The following is a 19,835-nucleotide window of genomic DNA, read 5'->3' as shown; positions in this document are numbered from 1 at the left end:
CTGTAAGTCGATTTTTTCGACTTACGGCGGGTCTTCGCGGCTCGCGGAGGGCTGTAAGTCGATTTTTTCGACTTACGGCGGAGGTTCGCGGCTCGCGAGGGGCTGTAAGTCGATTTTTTCGACTTACGGCGGGGTTCGCGGCTCGCGGAGGGCTGTATGTCGATTTTTTCGACTTACGGCGGGGTTTTGCCAGCCCGCGGAGGGCTGTATGTCGGNGCATGATGAATAACTCAATTTTCATGCTAGGGGGTGGCAATGGCACATTGTCATGGCTGTTTTTTCGACTTACGGCGGGGTTTCGCGGCTCGCGGGGGGCTGTAAGTCGATTTTTTCGACTTACGGCGGGGTTCGCGGCTCGCGGAGGGCTGTAAGTCGGTTTTTTCGACTTACGGCGGAGGTTCGCGGCTCGCGAGGGGCTGTAAGTCGATTTTTTCGACTTACGGCGGGTCTTCGCGGCTCGCGAGGGGCTGTAAGTCGATTTTTTCGACTTACGGCGGGGTTCGCGGCTCGCGGAGGGCTGTAAGTCGGTTTTTTCGACTTACGGCGGAGGTTCGCGGCTCGCGAGGGGCTGTAAGTCGATTTTTTCGACTTACGGCGGGGGTTCGCGGCTCGCGAGGGGCTGTAAGTCGATTTTTTCGACTTACGGCGGGATTTTGCCAGCCCGCGGAGGGCTGTATGTCGGTTTTTTACACAAAAAGGCCAATAAGAGAACAATGCTACCGTCCCCCCAATGGCCTTAATCTATCTTTACTCTTTACTCTTTACTCTTTACTCTTTACTCTTTACTCCTTCACTCTCTCACTCATCATTCCCCACTCCACCCACATCACTCACTTACCCGCACCTCAATACCAAGCCCCTCAATCGTATCCACCCATTCTTTCGGGCAACCTGCGTCGGTGATCAGCATGGAGATTTCCTCTAACTTGGCGACTCTGGCAAATGTAGACAGGCCGAATTTACTGTGATCTGCAACGAGAATGCACTCTTCCGCTCTTTGCATCATTTTGCGCGAGATCACTGCTTCAGCCAAATGAAAATCAGTAATACCATCCGTTAATGAAATGCCTCCGGCTGAAATAAACGCCTTGTTTACTTTGAATTGGTCAAGCAGCTGATCCACCAGGGTACCTGTCACAGCTCGACACTCTTGGTTCACTTCTCCACCAGCAAAAATAATACGCCCACGAAACGTTTCCATGGCTAGATTGAGAATCGGAATGGAGTTCGTGATTAACGTCACCTTCGTCTTGTCGCTCAAAAAAGGGACGATTTCAATCGTCGTTGTCCCATTATCCAGCATGATCGTTTCTCCATCTTGAACGAGGGACGCAGCTAGTTGCCCAATTGCTGCTTTCTCTGGTTTCATCATTTGCACACGGTTCAGAAAAGGTGGCTCGACCATCTCCATGCGCATTTTGACGGCGCCGCCATACACTTTGCGCAGTTTCCCTTCCTTTTCCAAACGATCCAAATCCCGACGCACTGTTTCCGTTGAAACGGTAAGCAGCTCAGACAGGTGATGTACCTGGACTTTCCCTTCCATCTCCAAATGATTCAGTATCCTCATCCTGCGATCTTCATAGGTTAATGACATGACGGCCTCCCATTGACCAATAGTTTGTATATTTAGCAGTCTGTATATTTTGTTGTTTATATGTTCTGTTGTTTATATGTTCTGTTGTTTGTATATTTAGCAGTTTGTATGCTTTGTCGTTTGTATGTCTTGCAGTTTATATGTTTTTCCATTTGTATATATTGCCGTATATGTTGCTGTTTATATTGTCGACATGTTGTTGTTTTATGTTGTTTTCACTAGTTTAGATGTTGGAGCTAAGTGTGTCAATCTGGGAAATCTACCGCCTCTCATCCGCATAAATTGCTCATTGACAGCTAAGCCCAACCCGATTACAATTGTCAACAAACAACAACAATTAACATTAATTCAACATGAATCCACAATCATCATTTAAATCGGAGGCTATAAGCATGTTCAAGCAGCAACCGCTGACTTTTCGTGAGGATCGCACGTTTACGATCACGCAGTTTACAGATTTACACTGGATCGATGGCCGGAAGGAAGATCAACAAACCCTCCGTTTAATGGAGGATGTACTCGATGCGGAGCAGCCTGATCTCGTTGTTTTTACGGGTGATGTTATCTACACAGGCCCTGTTTCCGAAGGTGAACTACACTGCGAGCAGCCGCTCCAAGCTTTTCGTGACGCCGTGCAAGCTGCTGAAGCACGCCGCATTCCATGGGCAGTTGTATTTGGTAATCATGACACCGAGACCCTTATCACAAGGCAAGAACTCATGAACAGCGTCCTCACGTATCCCTATTCCCTGACGCAACCTGGCCCTTCCGAGCTCAGTGGCGTTGGCAACTACCGTCTCTCCCTCCAAGGTCATGACGGACAGCCTGCAGCGAGCTTATACTTCTTCGATTCCGGAAGTCGCTCTACTGTTCCTCAAATTTCAGGCTATGACTGGATTCGCCATGATCAAATCAGTTGGTATACGGAACATTCCCGCAACGAGCAGCGCGAGCTGCCTGCACTCGCTTTTTTCCATATCCCTCTTCCTGAGTACGGGCAAGTGTGGGAGCGTGCGACATGTTATGGGAACAAACACGAAAACGTCTGCTGTGCTCCCGTTAATTCAGGATTATTCGCTGCTATGGTCGAAATGGGCAATGTCGTAGGGACCTTCTGTGGGCATGACCACATCAACGATTACTGGGGCGAGCTTCATGGGATTCGCCTCTGTTACGGCAGAGCAACTGGCTACAACACCTATGGTCAGGAAGGCTTTCACCGTGGTGCCAGAATGATTCGCCTCCGCGAAGGTGAGCACTCGTTCGAAACATGGCTTCGCCTCGCTGACGGCACCGTCATCCGTGATCAACCCGAACACCAACCAACGCGATAACCTCACTTACGTTTGGAGCTGATTACTTGTTAACTGCATCAATTTTACTCGTTATTGCCTCAGGGCTAGCCCATGCCATCTGGAGCTTGTTTACCAAAAGCAGCCTGAACAAAGGTGTCTTCCTCTGGTCCATCATCATGGTCACCACCGTTATCTTGCTTCCTTACTTAATCAAAGAATTATGGTTTACTCCGTTGTCTATGTCGGCATATGGACTACTTGGACTATCCGCCGCTTTACAAGCTGCTTATGCTCTCTTGCTCTCGCGCACGTACAATATGGGAGATCTCTCGCAGATCTACCCGATTATGAGAGGCACCAACACTTTATTTATCCCGATTGTCAGTGTCCTGTTTCTACGGGAATCCCTATCGCCACTCGGATGGACGGGGCTGCTCTGCATGGTCATTGGCTTCCTGTTACTAAGCGGCATTTTCACACGTGCACGATCTACTGGACTACCGCCTGTCAAATCCGTTAAGCCCTTCCTCATGGCGCTTAGTGTGGGGCTTTGCACAACTTGCTACGTACTTGTCGATAAGCTCAATCTCGCACATATCTCGCCTATCGCCTTACTAGAGGTAACAAATATTGGATTCGTCGCAGGGCTCACGCCGCTTGTCCTCGCATCCAAACAACTGCGTAGAGAGTGGCAAATTAACTTCAAAACGATTGTTCTCGGCGCAATTCTCAATCCAGCATCGTATTTATTATTTCTCTTCGCCATGAAGTACGCACCTGTAGCCCATATTTCCCCATTACGTGAAATCGGGACTGTATTTGCCACTTTGCTAGGCATCTTTATTCTCAAAGAGAAGCAAGGCACATTGCGCATTCTTTGCTCTATTCTCATATTAATAGGGATTCTAATTATCAGCTTTTGGGGTTAAAAAAGGAGGGAATATGTATGAACACTTACAATCGTGTCATTATTATAGGTTGGGACGGCGCCGGCAACTTTGTCCGTGATGCGCATACCCCGAATTTGGACCGTTTGTTCCAACTAGGCGCTTCTACGCTTGAAGCACAAACGGCATCGCCTACGATCAGCGCAGAGTGTTGGGGAACCTTACTGCACGGCGTTGATCCTGTGAAACATGGACTTACAAATACCAGAGCAGAAGTAGAAACTTTCCCTGACGACTCGCCATATCCGTCTATTTTCCGCGTAGCAAGAGAAGCATATCCACTGGCTAAGCTAGCAGCATTCAGCGCCTGGAAGCCTATTAACGATGGGATTATTGAGCCCTCAATCGGTGTCCATACCGTTTCAATGCCTGATGATGAACTAGCCCAAGCGATAGCTGCCTACATACGGGAGAACCCCGATTTCAAGCTGCTCTACGTGCAACTGGATCTCCCTGACGCCGCTGGACATAAGTTCGGGTATAACATGCCAGAACAGCATCGTGTCATTGAGGAGTCAGACCAGCACACTGGCATTATGCTAGAAGCGCTTCAACAGGCCGATTTGTTAAAAGATAGCCTCATCATCGCCGTCACCGATCACGGCGGTGGTGGTGAGAGCGCTTATAATCATGGCAGCGATCATCCCCTAGACAAAACCATTTTCTGGAGCTGCACAGGCCCTGGCATCGCACCTGGTACGAAACTCGACAATGTCCACATTGTCGACACAGCAACCGTCGTCGCCTACGCACTCGGACTAGAAGCCCCCGCTTCTTGGGAGGGTAAACTGCCAGAGGGGTTATTTTCTAAAGGGTTATTTCCCAATTATTAATCGCCTCGACGATTAATAAGCCCGACTTTGTCCACAATGGGCATGTCGGGCTTTATTTCATCCATTTACTTATCTTGTCCACTACAATACACACCGAAGCTGCTTAAAGTAGGATGAATACGTGATTCGGTCACTCTCAGTTGAATGTATCTTGCCTTCGTCTGTTGGAAGCTGCAAATCTTCTTATATCCCACCACTGTGCCCCCATACAAACTTACCCACACATCATCTTGCTTGTAGGTTAGCTGGAAGCGTTCAATCCGTTGTCCCAGTTGAATAAACTCTTTCAGTACGATACGGTCAAACAACATCTCCTTGCCCAGATCAATCACAAGCTCGGCTTGCTCAATCCCTTCCGGAGGACACCAATACGTATCGGACTGACCATCCGTTACATTCCCCGCATGAACCTCACTATCCCTAGTGTGGGAAGCCCACACGTCCGCTCCTTGGGCTAGATCCTGTCCGTACGTAGCTCGGAGCCACTGCCCCAATTCACGCAAATGCCGTGCATCAGTCTCATGAATGAGCCCGCGTGGGTCTGGTGGAATGTTCAGCAGGAGTGCACTGTTACCGCCAACTGTACGCTCATACAGCTCAATCAGTTCATCGACCGTTTTCACTTTATCATCATCACCGGGATCATAGAACCACTCGGGTCTAATGGAGACATCCACCTCTGCTGGGTACCAAATCATGCGATTGGCTTCTGCCAGTACAGATCGGCTCCCCAAATCTGCCGTATCCGCATTGATTTTTTGTGAAAAAGCACCATCATCCTCTTGTTGCGATTCCCCTTGAATTTCCTCGATATTCCTTCGCTCCGCAGGTACTACACTCCATTCCGATTCGCGTGTGTGACCCGCTTCATTCCCGCACCACCGAACATCGGGTCCACAAATGTTAATGACGGCATTCGGCTGCAGTTCGCGAATAATGCGATAGGAAGCTTCCCAATCATAGACCTGCATTTTACCATTCGGTCCTTCACCACAAGCCCCATCAAACCAAACGCAAAAAATCTCACCATACTGCGTAAGAAGCTCTCGCAATTGATTTTGGAAATAGGCATTATACACGGGTGAATCCCCGTAACTAGGCTCATGCCGATCCCATGGTGATAGATATACACCAAACTTCAATCCCTGCTCACGGCAAGCTTCGGCTACATCTCGGACAACATCGCCTTGCCCATCCTGCCATGAGCTGTATTTGACCGAATGGTCTGTATATTCACTCGGCCACAGACAAAATCCATCATGATGCTTACAGGTCAGAATAACCCCCGTCATGCCAGCTGAACGGCAGGACTCGACCCATTGTGCTGCATCATAAGCTGTCGGATGAAACAACTGAGGATCCTCGTCACCTAAGCCCCATTGTCTCCCCGTAAAAGTATTCATTCCAAAATGTATAAATGCATAAAACTCCATCTCTTGCCAAGCCAATTGGCGTGGAGAAGGAACGACTTGTACCGCTTCTTCAATGGAAACTGCCATCTCTATTTTGCTCCTTACACGTAGTTATGTTCTTCTTCCGCTTATTTCGCTATTGCCACTACTTCGAAAGGCAACCGAGTGAGTTCCGTATGCAGCGTTTCACCCAAATAAATCATATCGTAACTCCCCACTGGAAGCTCTAAGTCTCTGAAAACCAACTTGCCATCTGGCTGTCCGAATATTTTGGTCTGCACGGAGACTATAGGACTTATGCGTTCTGTCTCACTCGGTTGAGCCCCTCTTAGATAAATGCCGAAGGCATCTTCTCTTAGTGAACCGACATAGGTAACCTCAATAGGTTCATGGGGCTGAAAGACAGATTTGCTCATATACATGGCAGGATGACGAAGTGTACAATCCGGATCTACCGTCAAATCCACCACTGGCATACGCACTGGCAGTTGTACCGTATATTCTGCATCAGCAACCCACGATTTCGTGGCAAAATCCCTTCCTTTAACAATAACCCTATCCTCGTACACTTCTACGAAAAAGCCTTGTGAGCCCTCTTTCAACACGTCGTCATCCGTCCATAAATAGGCGACAGAAGCCGCATTAAACAAGGTCGCATACTTTCTGTTGTACATCGTCTCCTTAGCTCCTAGCTCCCAGTGTGTGTGACCGGTAAAAACAATCGATTGCGGGTGCCCAGCTAGAATCCGCTTTAATTCCGCATCCTGCCTGATCCCATTCCAACCAAACTCGCTTTGGGAACCTGCAACCGTATTCAATAGTGGCTCATGTACGAAAATAAATGCTGGCTTCTCTGTCCCTTCATGTTCGGACAACTTCTGATCCAGCCATTTGAGCTGGGTCTCTGATAGATACGCGCAGTCTTTCAAGCCAATTTCTGTGCCAAGGAATATAAAATGATACCCTTCCAACCATAAATCATAATAGGCATTGTGAATCCCCGTATGTTCTCTAAATAACGACATCTGCCCCTCAAGATCTTTCCAACGTACATCATGATTGCCATAAGTAAAATGAATAGGCGGCAATCCCTCCTTATTAGCTCTCCAAATCTGTTCCATAACTTCAAATTCCGCTCGTTCCCCATTGTCCGTGATATCACCGACATGCATGATCCCGTGACAATCTGGAGCAGTTGCCAAGATATCCTTGAGTGCCCGTTCCCAATTCTGGGCTTCAGTCCCCTCTAAAGTCGCTGTAATATGGGTATCTGTCAAGACGACGAACGTGAGAATTGGTCTCTTCCCCATTGCTATCTCTCCTTATGCTGAAAGAAGCCCGACCCTGCCATTACAGGCAAGATCGGGTCCTTACATTCCTTCAGACTTATTATTTGGCTTTCTCTTTGTAGAAATCGTTCGTTTCTTTAATATGCTGTTGGAAAGCTGTATCATCTTTAAACTGTTTCACCAGTTTATCCCAATCTTCTAAAGAATTTTTACCAACAATGACATTGACCATCATATCGTTCACCTTTTTATCCCAGTCTGCTCCTTTTTCCTTATATGGCGCGGACTTCATCAACCCGTAAGTTGGATCTGGAATGGAGGAAATCGTATCAATGACTTTTACATTGGCTTGGTAAATTTCGTTTGGCATACCTGCTATCTTCGCTCTTGAATACTTATCAAAGTACCCCGTTACCCACTGGCCTGTCGTATCGCCTGAGTATCCTTTTTTCTTACCTTCTTCGGTTTGTTCTACGCTTCCGTCAGCTTTGACTGTGAAATCCACATCTTTGATGCCGTACGTAGCCAAATTATAGCCATCAACAGTTGCCGTGTAATCGTAAACTTCTAGGATTTTCTTCAATTTCGCCTCATCAACGGATTTCTTATTGATTAAGAATTGTCCGTAGTAACCACTTGCTTGCTCATAATACAATTTGCCGTCTGGTGCTTTTGGTATTTCAACAGCAATGAGGTTGGCTTGCGGATTCACCTTTTGCAATTCCACATTGTATTTATAAGCATCAACCACGTTTGCGAACGCTACACCTGCTTTACTCTGAACGAGCATATCTTTAATCTGAGCTGCCTTGAGTACAGGGAAATCCGGTAAAATACCCCCTGCTTTATAGGATTTATTCCAGAAAGCAAGCGCATCTTTGGTTTGTGGTGTATACCAGTACGGAATCAGGCTGCCGTTCTCATCTTTCCACTTCGTACCTGTACCGAACATGGAGAGTACGGTGCTCGAAGGTCCATTTGCCCCTGGAAGGACAGCACCATAGGTGTCGGCTTTTCCGTTGCCATCTGGATCTTTCGATGCAAAGGCTTCGAGAACTGTCGCCAACTCATCCATCGTTTTCGGCTGCTGTAAGCCAAGCTTATCCAACCAATCTTTACGAATCAGCATGGACTCGTGGCCATCTAATGGTCTTACCCGTGGCAGGGTGTACAATTTACCTTTTACGGATGCGTTCTTGTATACGTTATCTGGATATTTAGCCAGGTTAGGATAATTTTTAATGTATGGACTTAAATCCCAGAAAGCACCTTGATCAACCGCATTAAGGAATGCAGGCGTATAGTTGAAATCTTCAAGGAATAACACGTCTGGTAAGTCACGTGATGCAAGAAGTGCATTTAATTTCTCTGTAATTTGGGCTGCTGGAATCCAATTTAATTTCAGATTGACATTGAGCTTCTCATTTAACTGTTTTACAGCTTCCAACTCACCTGTAGGTGCGGCGGCGAAAGCAAGCGTTGTAATGGAAATATCGGTTGGTTTAGCAGCGGGTTTAGCTGATGCACCCGTTGTGCTCGCTGCCGAACTTGCTGTCCCTGTTTCATCCGCTTTCCCACAAGCCGCTAGAGAAGCGACTAGACCCGTTGCTGTTAAGAGTACTGCCAATTTTTTGACCATTGGTTTCATGTGAAGACCTCCCGTTTATATGGTTATTATACAATCAGAATAATTAAACTGCATGTCCAGTACTTCCCAGCATCACCCCTCTCAGGTACGCCCCGCTCAACCCTTCACGGAACCAACCATCATACCCTTAACAAAATATTTCTGTAAGAACGGATAGACCATGACAATCGGTAAGGAAGAAATTACAACAGCAGCCATCTTGATTACCTGTGGCGGCACAGTCCGTTCACTTTCCAACATAGCGGCAACCGATGGATCAGCCATTTGCGTTGCGGAAATGAGCAGCATTTGAAGGAGTACCTGCAACGGACGCAAGCTATCACTATTGATGTAAAGTACACCACTAAAGTATGTGTTCCAATACGCTACGGCATAGAATAACCCGAAAGCGGCAAGCGCCGAGACAGAAATCGGCAGCATAATACGGAAGAACACCCCGATATCCGAACAACCATCCATTTTGGCTGCTTCCTCAAGTTCATCAGGAATTTCCTGATAAAAGTTTTTCATCAAGAATACATACCAAGCACTAGTCAATGCTGGCAAAATAAGTGCCCAAATCGAATCCATTAATCCAAGGCTATCGACAAGCAAGTAGTTCGGAATCATGCCCGGATTGAACAACATCGTCATCAGAATGGCGACAAGAAAGAATTTCTTCCCTTTTAACCTTTTGCGAGAGAGCACATAGGCTAAGGCGCTAGTCACAATTAGACTCAATAAGGTACCGAATACCGCTAGTATGCCGCTTATCCCCATCGCATGAACGAAAGCATTCGTAGAGAAGATGTATTCATAAGCAGATAAACTCCATTTTTCAGGAATCAGCACTAAGGACTTCGTCAAATATTCAGTTGGATCCGTAAATGAAATGATCACAACGTAAATGAAAGGCAGTAAAGTAACAAGACCAATAATCGTTAACACCGTGTAGTTTAGGACATTAAATAGTTTGGAACCCATCTGATTTTCCATGTTAGTACAGTCCCTCCTCGCCGAACTTCTTGGCTACACGATTTGCCGTAACAACCAGTATAAGACCTACTACTGATTTGAATAATCCAGCAACTGTTGCATAGCTGAACCGACCTTGTTGAATACCGACGCGGTAGGCATACGTATCAAATACGTCAGCCACCTGCGAGACAGGTCCGCTTGCCATAAGGAAGATTTGCTCAAACCCTACATCCATCACTTGGCCTAAACGTAGAATTAACAAAACGATAATCGTGCTTTTGATACCAGGAATCGTGACATTGCGCATCTGCTGCCATCTTGTTGCCCCATCAATTTGTGCGGCTTCATACAATTCTGAGTTGATCCCAGCCAGTGCGGCAAGGAAGATAATCGTTCCCCAGCCCGCTTCTTTCCAAATGCTTTGAGCCGTAAGCAGGGCCCAGAAATAATTAGGCTCCGTAAGGAATTCAATCTTGTGCCCGCCAAACTCGACGATTAATTGGTTAATGACGCCACTGCTTTGCCCTAGAATTAAGAAACAAATACCGACGATGATTACCCACGATAGGAAGTGAGGTAAATAGATGACCGTTTGTACGATTTTCTTAAAAGGTAGACTCTTGACCTCATTCAGCAATAAGGACACCACAATGGGTATCGGGAAGAAAAATACGATATTCAAAAGCGAGATCGCCATCGTATTTCGAAACAACATCATGAAATCGGGATTCGTGAAAAACTCGTGAAAGTATTTCAATCCCACCCATTCGCTATCCCAGAAACCTAAATAAGGAGAGTAATTTTGAAAAGCAAGCAATAATCCCCATAATGGCACATACTTGAAAATGAGGAAAAATAGTAATCCTGGCGCTGCCAATAGATATAAATATTTGTCACGCTTGAGCGCAACCTGCCACTCGTGTACCCATGATTTCTTCGCTGTCTTGCTTTCTTCAAGTCTACTCGGGATCACTTTCTGAAACTGTTCCACCTGACTTTGTGACAATGTCATCACCTCTCATTAGTACGTTCGCATCTCGTTGTTTTGCTTGAAACGATCGTACCCGATCCTATGTCATAGGAACAATGACCAATTCTTATTCACTCTTTGCGGTCGAGACAAAAAAGGAGAAACCCCGTAGTTACGGGGTTTCTCCTCTTATTCTCCTCATTTTTCGCTTCGTTCAACATGTTGAAAACAATTTTTGGGCATTCTAATTTTCCTCGTCTGACCCACGGAACTGACCTGGCGTCACACCCATATGCTTTTTAAATACGCGAATAAAGTTCTTCATCTGATACCCCACTCGTTCAGCTACATCTGAAACGGATAGATCTGTCGTACGAAGCAACTCAATCGACTTCTCAATTCTTACCTTGGTCAAATATTCAATAAAAGAGACATCCTTTTTCTTTTTGAAAAGCTTGCTTAAATATTGCGGACTTAGTCCACAAATCTGTGCACATTGATCCAATGACAAATCGAAGTGGTAGTTCTCTTCCATATACCGAACCACTTTGGCAATTAACTGCTCATGCTCCTGATGCTGCTTGCCATGCACATAAGCAACAATCGGCTCTACCAATTGTTCTTTAAACCAGACATTCAGTTCGTAGGTCGTACTCATATTGCGAATATGGAGATATGGATCCTCATTCGATTCGCCAAATAATTGCACCGTATCCAATCCGAGCATGTAGGCTGTCCGAATCGCAGCGGTTAGCAGTCGATAATACGACATTTGAATGAGCTCAGGCTTCTGGATCGCGGCCCCCATGGATTTCGCAAATTCGTCCATCATTCTGACGGCTTCATCACGATCACCTAGTTGCAACGAATTCTCAAAATGCGTCTCGATCTCCAATGGATATCGATAATGCATGTCTACATTCCTTTTACCGCTCGTATGAGCAATGACTTGATTCCCACCAACGATCATACGTGAACGGACGGCGAGCAGCGCTTCCTCATACAATTCCGGCAACTCGCGAAGTTGTTCGCTCTTGCCACTTAATCCAATCGTCACTTGAAGGCGTAAATAGTCAGATACCAGCAACCGCAACCGCTCGGCGAATTGTTTGATGTCGGATTCTTCGTCCTCAGATTGCAGCGGATCTCTATACAACCACACCGCTACCTGATCATTCAGCAGATTAATGCCGATTCCTTCCATCGCATGAGTTTGTAAGAGTTCACTCGCGATATTTTTCACAGCAAACACGATTAGCTCACGATCATTCTCTTGAAATCGCACCTTGCCTTCCGACTGTAAATCAAAAGCGATGACCATGACGATACTCTCTTTATGGGCAGGCACGTTATATCTGCGCAGCATGGCCGCTAGCTGATCCTCGGAATAATAAAGGAACCGCCCCTGCAAGAGTTGCAGCGCAAAAATTTCACGAATCATCGGCAACTGGTCGCTCAGCTGCTGCTGCATGTCATTCGCCGTACTACTGAGCTCCGCCCAACGCTTGTGCACGAAGCCCACTTCGTCGGTTTCCACTTCATCCGTTTGCCCGTCTTTCACATAAGCTACAAGATTCTGTATGGGACGATAGACACGACGTGTGCCCCACAACGTTATGATGGCCCCAAACACTAAGCAGATGAGAACAATGATCAGTGTAATTAATTTGATCCCATTGGACTTTGCATTCAATTGGTCGATGGGAACCATATTGATGTATTGCCACTGATTCAAAGATGAAGTAATCGGGGTCACCATATATTCAGTATCATGGAAGACGAATTGAAACCGCTGTTCGGAACCTTTCTGAGCTACTCGATCGAATAGACCTTGGGGAACCTCAGTCCCACCCATGGAGGTAACGAGCACGCCCTTCTCGTCCAAGATGAACATTTGTTCACCTGTATAGCTTATAAAACGTTTCATAATATTCTGGAACAGCTCTTCATTAATCCGAATAAACATGAGTCCAATCGGCTGTTTACCTAGCAGTGGCAACTTGGCAATTAACGTAATGCCATTGTCGTTATAGCCAGGTATGAAAGTGTATGGCCCGCTGACCCACCTAAGCTGATCATTGGAGGCAAGCTCTTTCAGGAGCGTTTCACGCTCCACGGTGCCTTCAATTCGTCTCCCTCCATAGATTGGAGAGATCAAATAGCCTTCATCCGGTATGTACACAGCTACATCGCTAGCTTCTTTATTCCCATTCATCAGCGCAGATAACTCGCGTGAAATTCCGGAGTAGAAACCGGCGTAATTCGTGCTCTTTAATTCCACCAAATTTGAGCTAAAAAAAGTACCCAGCAACATTTGGATGGCATTGTTCTGCAGCCGATCTAACGTAGAATCGATGGTCGAGGATACGTTATTCAAGATCCGAACGTTCGATTGATTCACTTCACTTTGTACAGCAGAGGCTGAATATAAATAACTACCTATCCCAACGACGAGTACAGGAATAATAGCAGCAAACAAGGATAAGGTCACCATATTGCGAAAAATCGTTTTGCTTCGAAAAAAACGCTTCCATACATTCATGAATAATTTGCGCAGAGCAATCACCTCGCTGACTGAATACTGAGCATTCTAATCGGTTCATCGTATAAAATCAAGTTCCTCAATAAATAAGGATGACCCGACTTCATCTAACAGACGAAGTCGGGTTGTATTTGTTTCTAATGATCTTAGCTATCTTATGACTTTAAAAAAGCAATCGTGTTTAACAGCTTTTCCGCAAATGCTGCTTCGATCTTTTTACCTGATTGCGCACGAATATGATTTTCTAACGCATGGAATGCTTGCTCTACTTGTGTCTGATTCAAATGCTTTTGAAGAACGTCAATCATGGCTAGCAAGCTGTTAGCTATGCCTTGGTTGGTAATCCAACCTTGCCCATAGGCATACCTTACTAATTCATCCAAGTGACCTACATCCATCATTACTTTTAACGTATACATGGATTTGGTTTCGTTCCCCGCTGTATCCGTTGCCGTCACGACTACGGGATGATCGCCGATGGACAGACTTAAAGGACTGAATGTGTAGGGGAGGCTTACTATTTTGCCATTCAGATCTACCGACTGGGCTGCCACTCCGCTTTCAGAATCAGAAATGTCGAAATTCAAGCTGCCGTCAGCTGTCCAATAGACAGCCATCGATACGGTTGGCGTGATAACGGGTGCTGTCGTATCTTTCTTAAAGGTTACGACGTGCGTTTTACCTACGGAACCTGCTACGTTAACTTGGAGCTTTAACGTCGGCAACGTTTGGACAATCGTAATCGTATCATCGCTGCGTACAAGCGATAATGCCGTCTTATTCAACTCAAGCGTAATCGTGCTTTGCTTCTGGGTGGGATCGGATACGGCAACGGTTAATTCCGATTGAGATTCCTTCACCATGACGGAAGAAGGATTATTTGCGGTGATGAAATCAGCTGTCCCCGGATTCCAGAAATTCGCAGCCGTAATGCCGAGCTTCTTCTCCCTAACTGCATGTACATCCACCGTATTGCTCAGTACTTGAACATCAGGTGATTGGCTGTAAAGCTCCGTAGCCTCAGTGTCTTTATGTGGCAATAATACATAGGAATATGCAGCATTAGAAGGCGTTACCCCATGTTCAAAAGCAAGACTCATGTAATTTCGCGTGATTGGCGTCGCCGATTGGCCGCTGTTAATATCGCTCCATTTGCCTGTTCTAGCCTCGCGCAGCCCATACACACTTGTGGCCTCTGGGAAATAATAGCCAATGTCCGTTCCCGGCATATTCCCCGCCAAGTGAGCCCACTTGACATTCCCCATCGTTTCCGACCAGCCGAGCCCACTTGACTTGGCTATGCCGTTCACGGTCAGCATATTATCCCCCGCATCACTCAGCTTACGATTATCAATAATCGTTTCTACAGGCTGGGGTCCCAAGTTACTGCTCGAGATACCTGAGCCTAATGCAACAATTTCATCATCGAACATAAACCATGATTTTTTGCCTTGCAGGTCGCTTCCGGTCACTTTGCTCAAAGAAAAATCCATCCCGGACGCGCCGTAAAGCCCGTCGATCGTCGATCCCCCCACCCATTCCTTAGCATTCATATAGGAGGTCCAATCACCGGGTGTTACACCTTTGCCAGAACCGTTCGTTGTCGTGCCTGGCAGACGGAAGGAATCAACCGTTGGCCAGAAATCATTGCGATATTGGCCCAGATCCTGATCGTAAAGGTATGTCATACCGATTCCCGTATACCAGCCTTTTAAATTCTCGGTATTGCCTTTTTCGAACGCAGAAATACGATTGGAGAACATACTAATGCCGAAACCATATCCCTCACGCAGATGGACCACTCGGTCCATACCCCCAAATATCTGGTTCCTGATCAATTCCCCTCTAGGTTGAATAGAGGCATCGTTTAAGAGATTTTTCACAAGACTCAAATCATAGACAGATAAACCGTCGTAATAATTGCTATACGTCGTATCGGATAGAATCCACGCCATCGCCATCCGTTTAATGGATAACGCAACATCTGCTGGAGCCCCTTCAGCTAAGCGTAGCAAGGTTGTAATCGTTCCCCTAGCACTGCCTGCAGTTTGCCTAGAGATGCCTCTGCCATTGACCATATCCATATAGAGTCCTCTGTAGATGACCGGCTCAAACGTATCTGACACCCATTGGTAAACGTTATTCACGTTAGGATCTGTTACTGGCCAGGGGGAGCCATTCAACAAGTATGTCATATCCGCGGCCCGGCTTAGCCATACGGCACCGTATCCCGCTGTATAGGCGATATTCGTGTGTTGAACAAGGGAACCATCGCGATACACGCCATCTCCATGATCGGCGTAAACAAATTCCGGACCGATCGCATCGCGTCCTTGTATGATTCTCGCACTGTTATTTCCGATCACACCCCGAACGGTAGCAACCAATGCTTTATCCAGCAGATTAGCCCCGGTCATCTTGACTCCTTTGACACCAAGAACGGAACCTGCCTTCGGATCGGGACAAAACTTATCAATCGGCTTGATGAACTTGGTAATCTGCCCCTGCGTCAATTGCCCGTACATAAGCACGATGAGATCATTCAAGGCTTGCGGGACACCGATCTCCCAGTCAAACCAGTTCCCATAGGGACTCTTGTTTTCGTTATATCGATTCGTATACATCCATTCCATCGCGCTTACGATATCATCGCGCAGCGCTGCGTTGTGATACAAGGGCGTCCCTTGCATGTTGTAGGCCAATGCCATTGTTTTTAAACGAGCGTAGGCGGTGCTTATCTGACTCGAATCGGTTGTGCTCGTCATATCGCTCCAGACATTTGTGCGATTGCTGGCTTTGTTCACGCGATCCCACAACCCTGTGTGATCTGCATTGGATACACTGTCGGCCAATGACGTGAGGTTAGCAGCCATATCGGGATCAGCAGGATTGAACAGGGCACCGCCAGTTAATTTATCGCTCCATTTCTGACGAAGCGCACTGTACGCTGCTGCCATTTCTGCTGTTTCCACGTTAATTGTACATTGGGCTGAAATTGTCCCGTCCGGAGTAGCAACGGTAATCGTTGCCATCCCCACCCCTACAGCCGTCACTTTTCCATTGCTATCTACAGTGACTGCACTTGGATTGCTTGACGTCCACATCATAGTTCGGTCCACGGCGTTCGTCGGCGTGAGCATCGCAGTGAGTGTAGTCGTCGAATCCTTGGTCATCGATATCGCGCTTGGCTCCAAAGCAATGCCTGTGACTCCGTTATATTCCTCTAGACTTACTTCATCGAACCACACTTTCCCCATGCCCGTCTCCAGAAAAGGTTCGATGACCAACTTGGTCGCATTCGCTGGGATCGTCATAAAAACTTGCTGCATCGTCCAATCGTTCGTACCTGTCAATTTGGTAGTCGACGGACCGTCTCCAACTTTACTTGCGTTATAAAATTGGGTTCTGAAGTAAGCTCCAGTACCCGTCACATTCTCTGTTTTCAACCACATTTTCAAACGATAGGATTTCCCCGCGGTCACGGGTGTTACCGTCTGATTAATGGAGACTCTGCTTGTTGCAAAAGCATCTATCAATATGGACTTACTTCCTTCATGAGCTATCGCCGTATCCAGCGTGACATTGACGGTTTTGTTGGGAGCCTTCCCGCTTCCAGTAGGAATCCATAACCCCCAACCCACGGGAGCATTCACGCTGCTCCAATTAGCATCCGTGGCTGTTGTCGCCTGCTCGAAGCCTCCGTTCGTCATCATATTCACCGCAGCAGCTTCCAACCTGTTGGTTGCGCTTTCAAAGAATGGAACCGATGAGGCAGCCACACTCCAAAGCAAACTTGCAGCTAACAGCATACTCACTTTACTTTTGACCTTCTTCATAAATTCATCCTCCCGATCACATGCTATCGATCATCATGACTATGAAACAACTTACTTTCCTTATGTAGGTTAAGTCTAGCGGCCTTGCACAACTCCGATCGTACCTGACCGCTTCTTCCGTGACAATGACCAATTATTGCTTCGTTTCTAGGAGGTGACACAAAAAAGAGAAGCCCGCTGTTACTGGTTTCTCCGTCGAGTCTATGCCCTTTTTTTAACCTACGAGGATCCCGCATATCCATTTATGAGCATTCTCTTCTGCACTGGATGTTCGTTAGCAAGCCTCATCTGAAATCATCATTGACTATAACGACTAACCGGTTTAGAATAAATGTCAGTGAGTACTGACATTTATTTCGGAAGAGGGATACCATGAACGACAGCAGCGGAAGCAAGATGGGAAGCAGCGATAAACTATTATTAGCAGCACTCCATTTAATCGCCGAAAAAGGATACAACGGGGTAACGACGCTGGAAATCGCCACCGCGGCTGGCCTCAGCGAGAAGACCCTATTTCGCCATTTCGGCACCAAACAGAAACTTCTTGAAGCGGCTTTCGATCGCTATCATTATGCGGAAGAGATGAAGAAATTGTTCGCCGAGAAGCTCGTCTGGGATCTGGAGAAGGATCTTCTTCTCGTGAGCACGACCTATCATGAGATCATGAATAGGAATCGTAAAATGATTCAAATCTCCCTCAAAGAAGATGAGGGCCAATTGCCCGGTTTTCGCGCTCGTACCCAGAAGCATCCTCAACAGTTGCTTGAGATATTGACCCATTATTTCACCGAAATGGCCGCAAAAGGAAAAATCATCGCAACGAATCCAGAAATGCATGCTTTCACCTTCATTATTATGCATTTCGGAGCCTTCATGAATGATCTCGATAGTCAGAAGAGCTATCCAGGCATCACCTTAGCTCCCTTCGTGCAAGAGAGTATCCAGTTATTTGCTAGGGCTTTACGGCCCTAGTTTTTTTCACATCAATATGTCAGTAAGTACTGACAGTCTTTCTTAGAAAGGAAGTGCTCTTTTATGACCATCAAAGCACCACTCCAAACCGCTGACAAATTAATGCGCGTGCTCATGTTCACTATGACCTTATCGATGATGAGCGGCGTTATGTTCAACCTAGCCCTCCCCAAGATTAGCCTTGAATTTCATCTAACGATTTCTCAGGTAAGCTGGCTTTCTTCCGCTTATATCTTGATATATGCGATCGGAGCAGTCACGTATGGGAAGCTCGCAGATCGCTACAGGTTAAAAGATTTAGTCACCTTCGGTCTCCTTGTGTTCGCGCTGGGCTCAGTGATCGGTCTGGCTTCACAAACGTTCGCTATGGCGCTCGTCGGCCGATGTTTGCAAGCTTCTGGCGCTGCAGTTATACCTGCTATGTCGATGATTATTCCCTTGCGGTTCTTCCCACTGGAACGACGAGGGGCTGCCCTCGGTATGACTGCTGTCGGTCTGGCCTTCGGTAACGCATTGGGGCCTGTTGTCGCGGCTTTACTTATTAGTACACTTCAATGGCGTTGGCTCTTCGCTGTCTCTCTCATCGTGCTGGCCGCGCTTCCCTTCTACCGCAAATATCTAGGCAATGAACAGCCCGTAAGTTCAAGCAAGTTCGACTGGATTGGCGGCGGTTTGTTAGGTGTTACCATTGCTTTATTGCTGCTCAGCGTGACGAATGGCATCTGGCTTTTGCTCAGTGCACTGCTCGTACTTGGATTGTTCATCGTGCGGATTCGCGCAGCGGGTGAGCCATTTATTGCACCGAAGCTATTTCACAATAGGAAATACACGTTCGGGCTCACCCTTTCGTTCCTAATTAGCGGAAGCTGCTGCTCACTCTATGTCCTCAGCCCCTTACTGTTAACGGATGTTCAGCAGCTTCCTTCTATCTGGATCGGCTTTGTCTTGGTTCCCGCCGCTGCTGCTGCGGCCCTATTCGGCCGCAGAGGCGGCAAGCTCGCTGATGCCAAAGGCAACTCCTATGTTGCCTACATCGCTTCCAGCTTATTGCTGGTCTGTTTCGTTCTGCTCGCTACGTTTACTAGCAGTTCACCACTGCTCATTGCCGTTTTCCTTGTTCTAGGCAATGTGGGCCAGTCCTTCATCGTCATTGCGGTGAATAATTCCGTTTCTCGCACACTGCCGGCGGATCAGGTCGGTGTGGGGATGGGGATGTTGTCGATGGCCAATTTCATTGGGCAAGGGATCGCCATCGGTCTGTACAGCAAAGCCGTTGATCTCGGATCGGCTTCGATTTCAAGCTGGAATCCACTATTCGGCCTTGGATCGGGCGTTATTTTTAGCAATATCTATGTCGTGTTGGTCGGTTCACAGCTTATCATTCTAGCTCTGTATTACATGTCTTTCGGAAGACAGAAGCGTCGATTAAATGCGACTCAACCTAGTGTTTTATCGAATATTTAGAACTTATCGACATATTCCGACAAATTTCCACCCTCTCTACATGTAAAATATGAAATGAATCTGTATTTTCGTA

General features: G+C 46.8%; 14 protein-coding genes. 6 read left to right on the top strand and 8 right to left on the bottom strand.

The window, feature by feature from the left end; all coding sequences use genetic code 11:
- The first annotated feature begins 268 nt into the window (after window positions 1-268).
- Window positions 269-523, top strand: coding sequence for a hypothetical protein (locus tag A8708_RS35450; RefSeq protein ID WP_157264766.1), 255 nt, complete (start codon window positions 269-271; stop codon window positions 521-523).
- Between the two features lie 303 nt (window positions 524-826).
- Here the strand turns inward: A8708_RS35450 and A8708_RS13980 are convergent, their stop codons facing one another.
- Window positions 827-1,597: a DeoR/GlpR family DNA-binding transcription regulator gene (locus A8708_RS13980; RefSeq protein ID WP_068664361.1), complete on the bottom strand. Its 771-nt coding sequence runs from the start codon at window positions 1,595-1,597 to the stop codon at window positions 827-829.
- A 392-nt stretch (window positions 1,598-1,989) separates the two neighbouring features.
- On the opposite strand from A8708_RS13980, the gene A8708_RS13975 reads away from it, so the two are divergent.
- From A8708_RS13975 to A8708_RS13965, 3 genes are read left to right on the top strand one after another with little or no spacing between them, the layout of a single operon-like run.
- On the top strand, window positions 1,990-2,931 hold the full coding sequence (locus A8708_RS13975; protein ID WP_068664359.1) for a metallophosphoesterase family protein: 942 nt from the start codon (window positions 1,990-1,992) through the stop codon (window positions 2,929-2,931).
- Between the two features lie 26 nt (window positions 2,932-2,957).
- Entirely contained in the window at window positions 2,958-3,821 is an 864-nt protein-coding gene (locus A8708_RS13970; RefSeq protein WP_068664357.1) for a GRP family sugar transporter, read from the top strand.
- Window positions 3,822-3,838: 17 nt separating this feature from the next.
- Entirely contained in the window at window positions 3,839-4,672 is an 834-nt protein-coding gene (locus A8708_RS13965; protein WP_068664355.1) for an alkaline phosphatase family protein, read from the top strand.
- A 65-nt stretch (window positions 4,673-4,737) separates the two neighbouring features.
- On the opposite strand, the gene A8708_RS13960 is transcribed toward A8708_RS13965, so the two are convergent.
- The 7 genes from A8708_RS13960 to A8708_RS13930 all read right to left on the bottom strand — a co-directional run bounded on the left by A8708_RS13960 (window position 4,738) and on the right by A8708_RS13930 (window position 17,326).
- A complete protein-coding gene (locus tag A8708_RS13960) occupies window positions 4,738-6,171 on the bottom strand; it encodes an alpha-L-fucosidase (protein WP_068664353.1) in 1,434 nt (477 codons plus the stop codon).
- A 41-nt stretch (window positions 6,172-6,212) separates the two neighbouring features.
- Complete coding sequence (locus A8708_RS13955; RefSeq protein WP_068664351.1) at window positions 6,213-7,394, bottom strand: metallophosphoesterase family protein; 1,182 nt, start codon at window positions 7,392-7,394, stop codon at window positions 6,213-6,215.
- 79 nt (window positions 7,395-7,473) lie between these two features.
- Window positions 7,474-9,021: a type 2 periplasmic-binding domain-containing protein gene (locus tag A8708_RS13950; RefSeq protein ID WP_068664349.1), complete on the bottom strand. Its 1,548-nt coding sequence runs from the start codon at window positions 9,019-9,021 to the stop codon at window positions 7,474-7,476.
- Between the two features lie 96 nt (window positions 9,022-9,117).
- Complete coding sequence (locus A8708_RS13945; RefSeq protein WP_068664347.1) at window positions 9,118-9,996, bottom strand: carbohydrate ABC transporter permease; 879 nt, start codon at window positions 9,994-9,996, stop codon at window positions 9,118-9,120.
- 1 nt (window position 9,997) lies between these two features.
- The gene (locus A8708_RS13940; protein WP_068664345.1) at window positions 9,998-10,990 is read right to left on the bottom strand and encodes an ABC transporter permease; all 993 of its coding nucleotides are present in this window, start codon (window positions 10,988-10,990) and stop codon (window positions 9,998-10,000) included.
- A gap of 202 nt (window positions 10,991-11,192) precedes the next feature.
- The gene (locus A8708_RS13935; protein ID WP_068664343.1) at window positions 11,193-13,490 is read right to left on the bottom strand and encodes an AraC family transcriptional regulator; all 2,298 of its coding nucleotides are present in this window, start codon (window positions 13,488-13,490) and stop codon (window positions 11,193-11,195) included.
- 155 nt (window positions 13,491-13,645) lie between these two features.
- Window positions 13,646-17,326 (bottom strand): polysaccharide lyase family 8 super-sandwich domain-containing protein, encoded by a 3,681-nt coding sequence (locus tag A8708_RS13930; protein WP_068664341.1) that lies wholly within the window; start codon window positions 17,324-17,326, stop codon window positions 13,646-13,648.
- A 372-nt stretch (window positions 17,327-17,698) separates the two neighbouring features.
- Here A8708_RS13930 and A8708_RS13925 point away from each other — a divergent pair, with 372 nt between their 5' ends.
- Together A8708_RS13925 and A8708_RS13920 are read left to right on the top strand one after the other, a co-directional pair.
- Window positions 17,699-18,298, top strand: coding sequence for a TetR/AcrR family transcriptional regulator (locus tag A8708_RS13925; RefSeq protein ID WP_068664339.1), 600 nt, complete (start codon window positions 17,699-17,701; stop codon window positions 18,296-18,298).
- Between the two features lie 63 nt (window positions 18,299-18,361).
- Complete coding sequence (locus A8708_RS13920) at window positions 18,362-19,762, top strand: MFS transporter (protein ID WP_068664337.1); 1,401 nt, start codon at window positions 18,362-18,364, stop codon at window positions 19,760-19,762.
- The last annotated feature ends 73 nt before the right edge of the window (window positions 19,763-19,835 follow it).

The organism is Paenibacillus oryzisoli, assembly GCF_001653565.1.
In the GTDB taxonomy this organism is placed as follows: domain Bacteria; phylum Bacillota; class Bacilli; order Paenibacillales; family NBRC-103111; genus Paenibacillus_E; species Paenibacillus_E oryzisoli.
The sequence above is the reverse complement of the archived record's forward strand: the minus strand, read 5'-3'. Positions and strand labels throughout refer to the sequence as shown.

Bases quoted from the DNA above. Each gene is read 5' to 3' on its own strand.
- A8708_RS13950 (WP_068664349.1), bottom strand. From the start codon at position 9,021: ATGAAACCAATGGTCAAAAAATTGGCAGTACTCTTAACAGCAACGGGT.
- A8708_RS13980 (WP_068664361.1), bottom strand. From the start codon at position 1,597: ATGTCATTAACCTATGAAGATCGCAGGATGAGGATACTGAATCATTTG.
- A8708_RS13975 (WP_068664359.1), top strand. From the start codon at position 1,990: ATGTTCAAGCAGCAACCGCTGACTTTTCGTGAGGATCGCACGTTTACG.
- A8708_RS13920 (WP_068664337.1), top strand. From the start codon at position 18,362: ATGACCATCAAAGCACCACTCCAAACCGCTGACAAATTAATGCGCGTG.
- A8708_RS13930 (WP_068664341.1), bottom strand. From the start codon at position 17,326: ATGAAGAAGGTCAAAAGTAAAGTGAGTATGCTGTTAGCTGCAAGTTTG.
- A8708_RS13940 (WP_068664345.1), bottom strand. From the start codon at position 10,990: ATGACATTGTCACAAAGTCAGGTGGAACAGTTTCAGAAAGTGATCCCG.
- A8708_RS13960 (WP_068664353.1), bottom strand. From the start codon at position 6,171: ATGGCAGTTTCCATTGAAGAAGCGGTACAAGTCGTTCCTTCTCCACGC.
- A8708_RS13945 (WP_068664347.1), bottom strand. From the start codon at position 9,996: ATGGAAAATCAGATGGGTTCCAAACTATTTAATGTCCTAAACTACACG.
- A8708_RS13955 (WP_068664351.1), bottom strand. From the start codon at position 7,394: ATGGGGAAGAGACCAATTCTCACGTTCGTCGTCTTGACAGATACCCAT.
- A8708_RS35450 (WP_157264766.1), top strand. From the start codon at position 269: ATGGCTGTTTTTTCGACTTACGGCGGGGTTTCGCGGCTCGCGGGGGGC.
- A8708_RS13925 (WP_068664339.1), top strand. From the start codon at position 17,699: ATGAACGACAGCAGCGGAAGCAAGATGGGAAGCAGCGATAAACTATTA.
- A8708_RS13965 (WP_068664355.1), top strand. From the start codon at position 3,839: ATGAACACTTACAATCGTGTCATTATTATAGGTTGGGACGGCGCCGGC.
- A8708_RS13935 (WP_068664343.1), bottom strand. From the start codon at position 13,490: ATGAATGTATGGAAGCGTTTTTTTCGAAGCAAAACGATTTTTCGCAAT.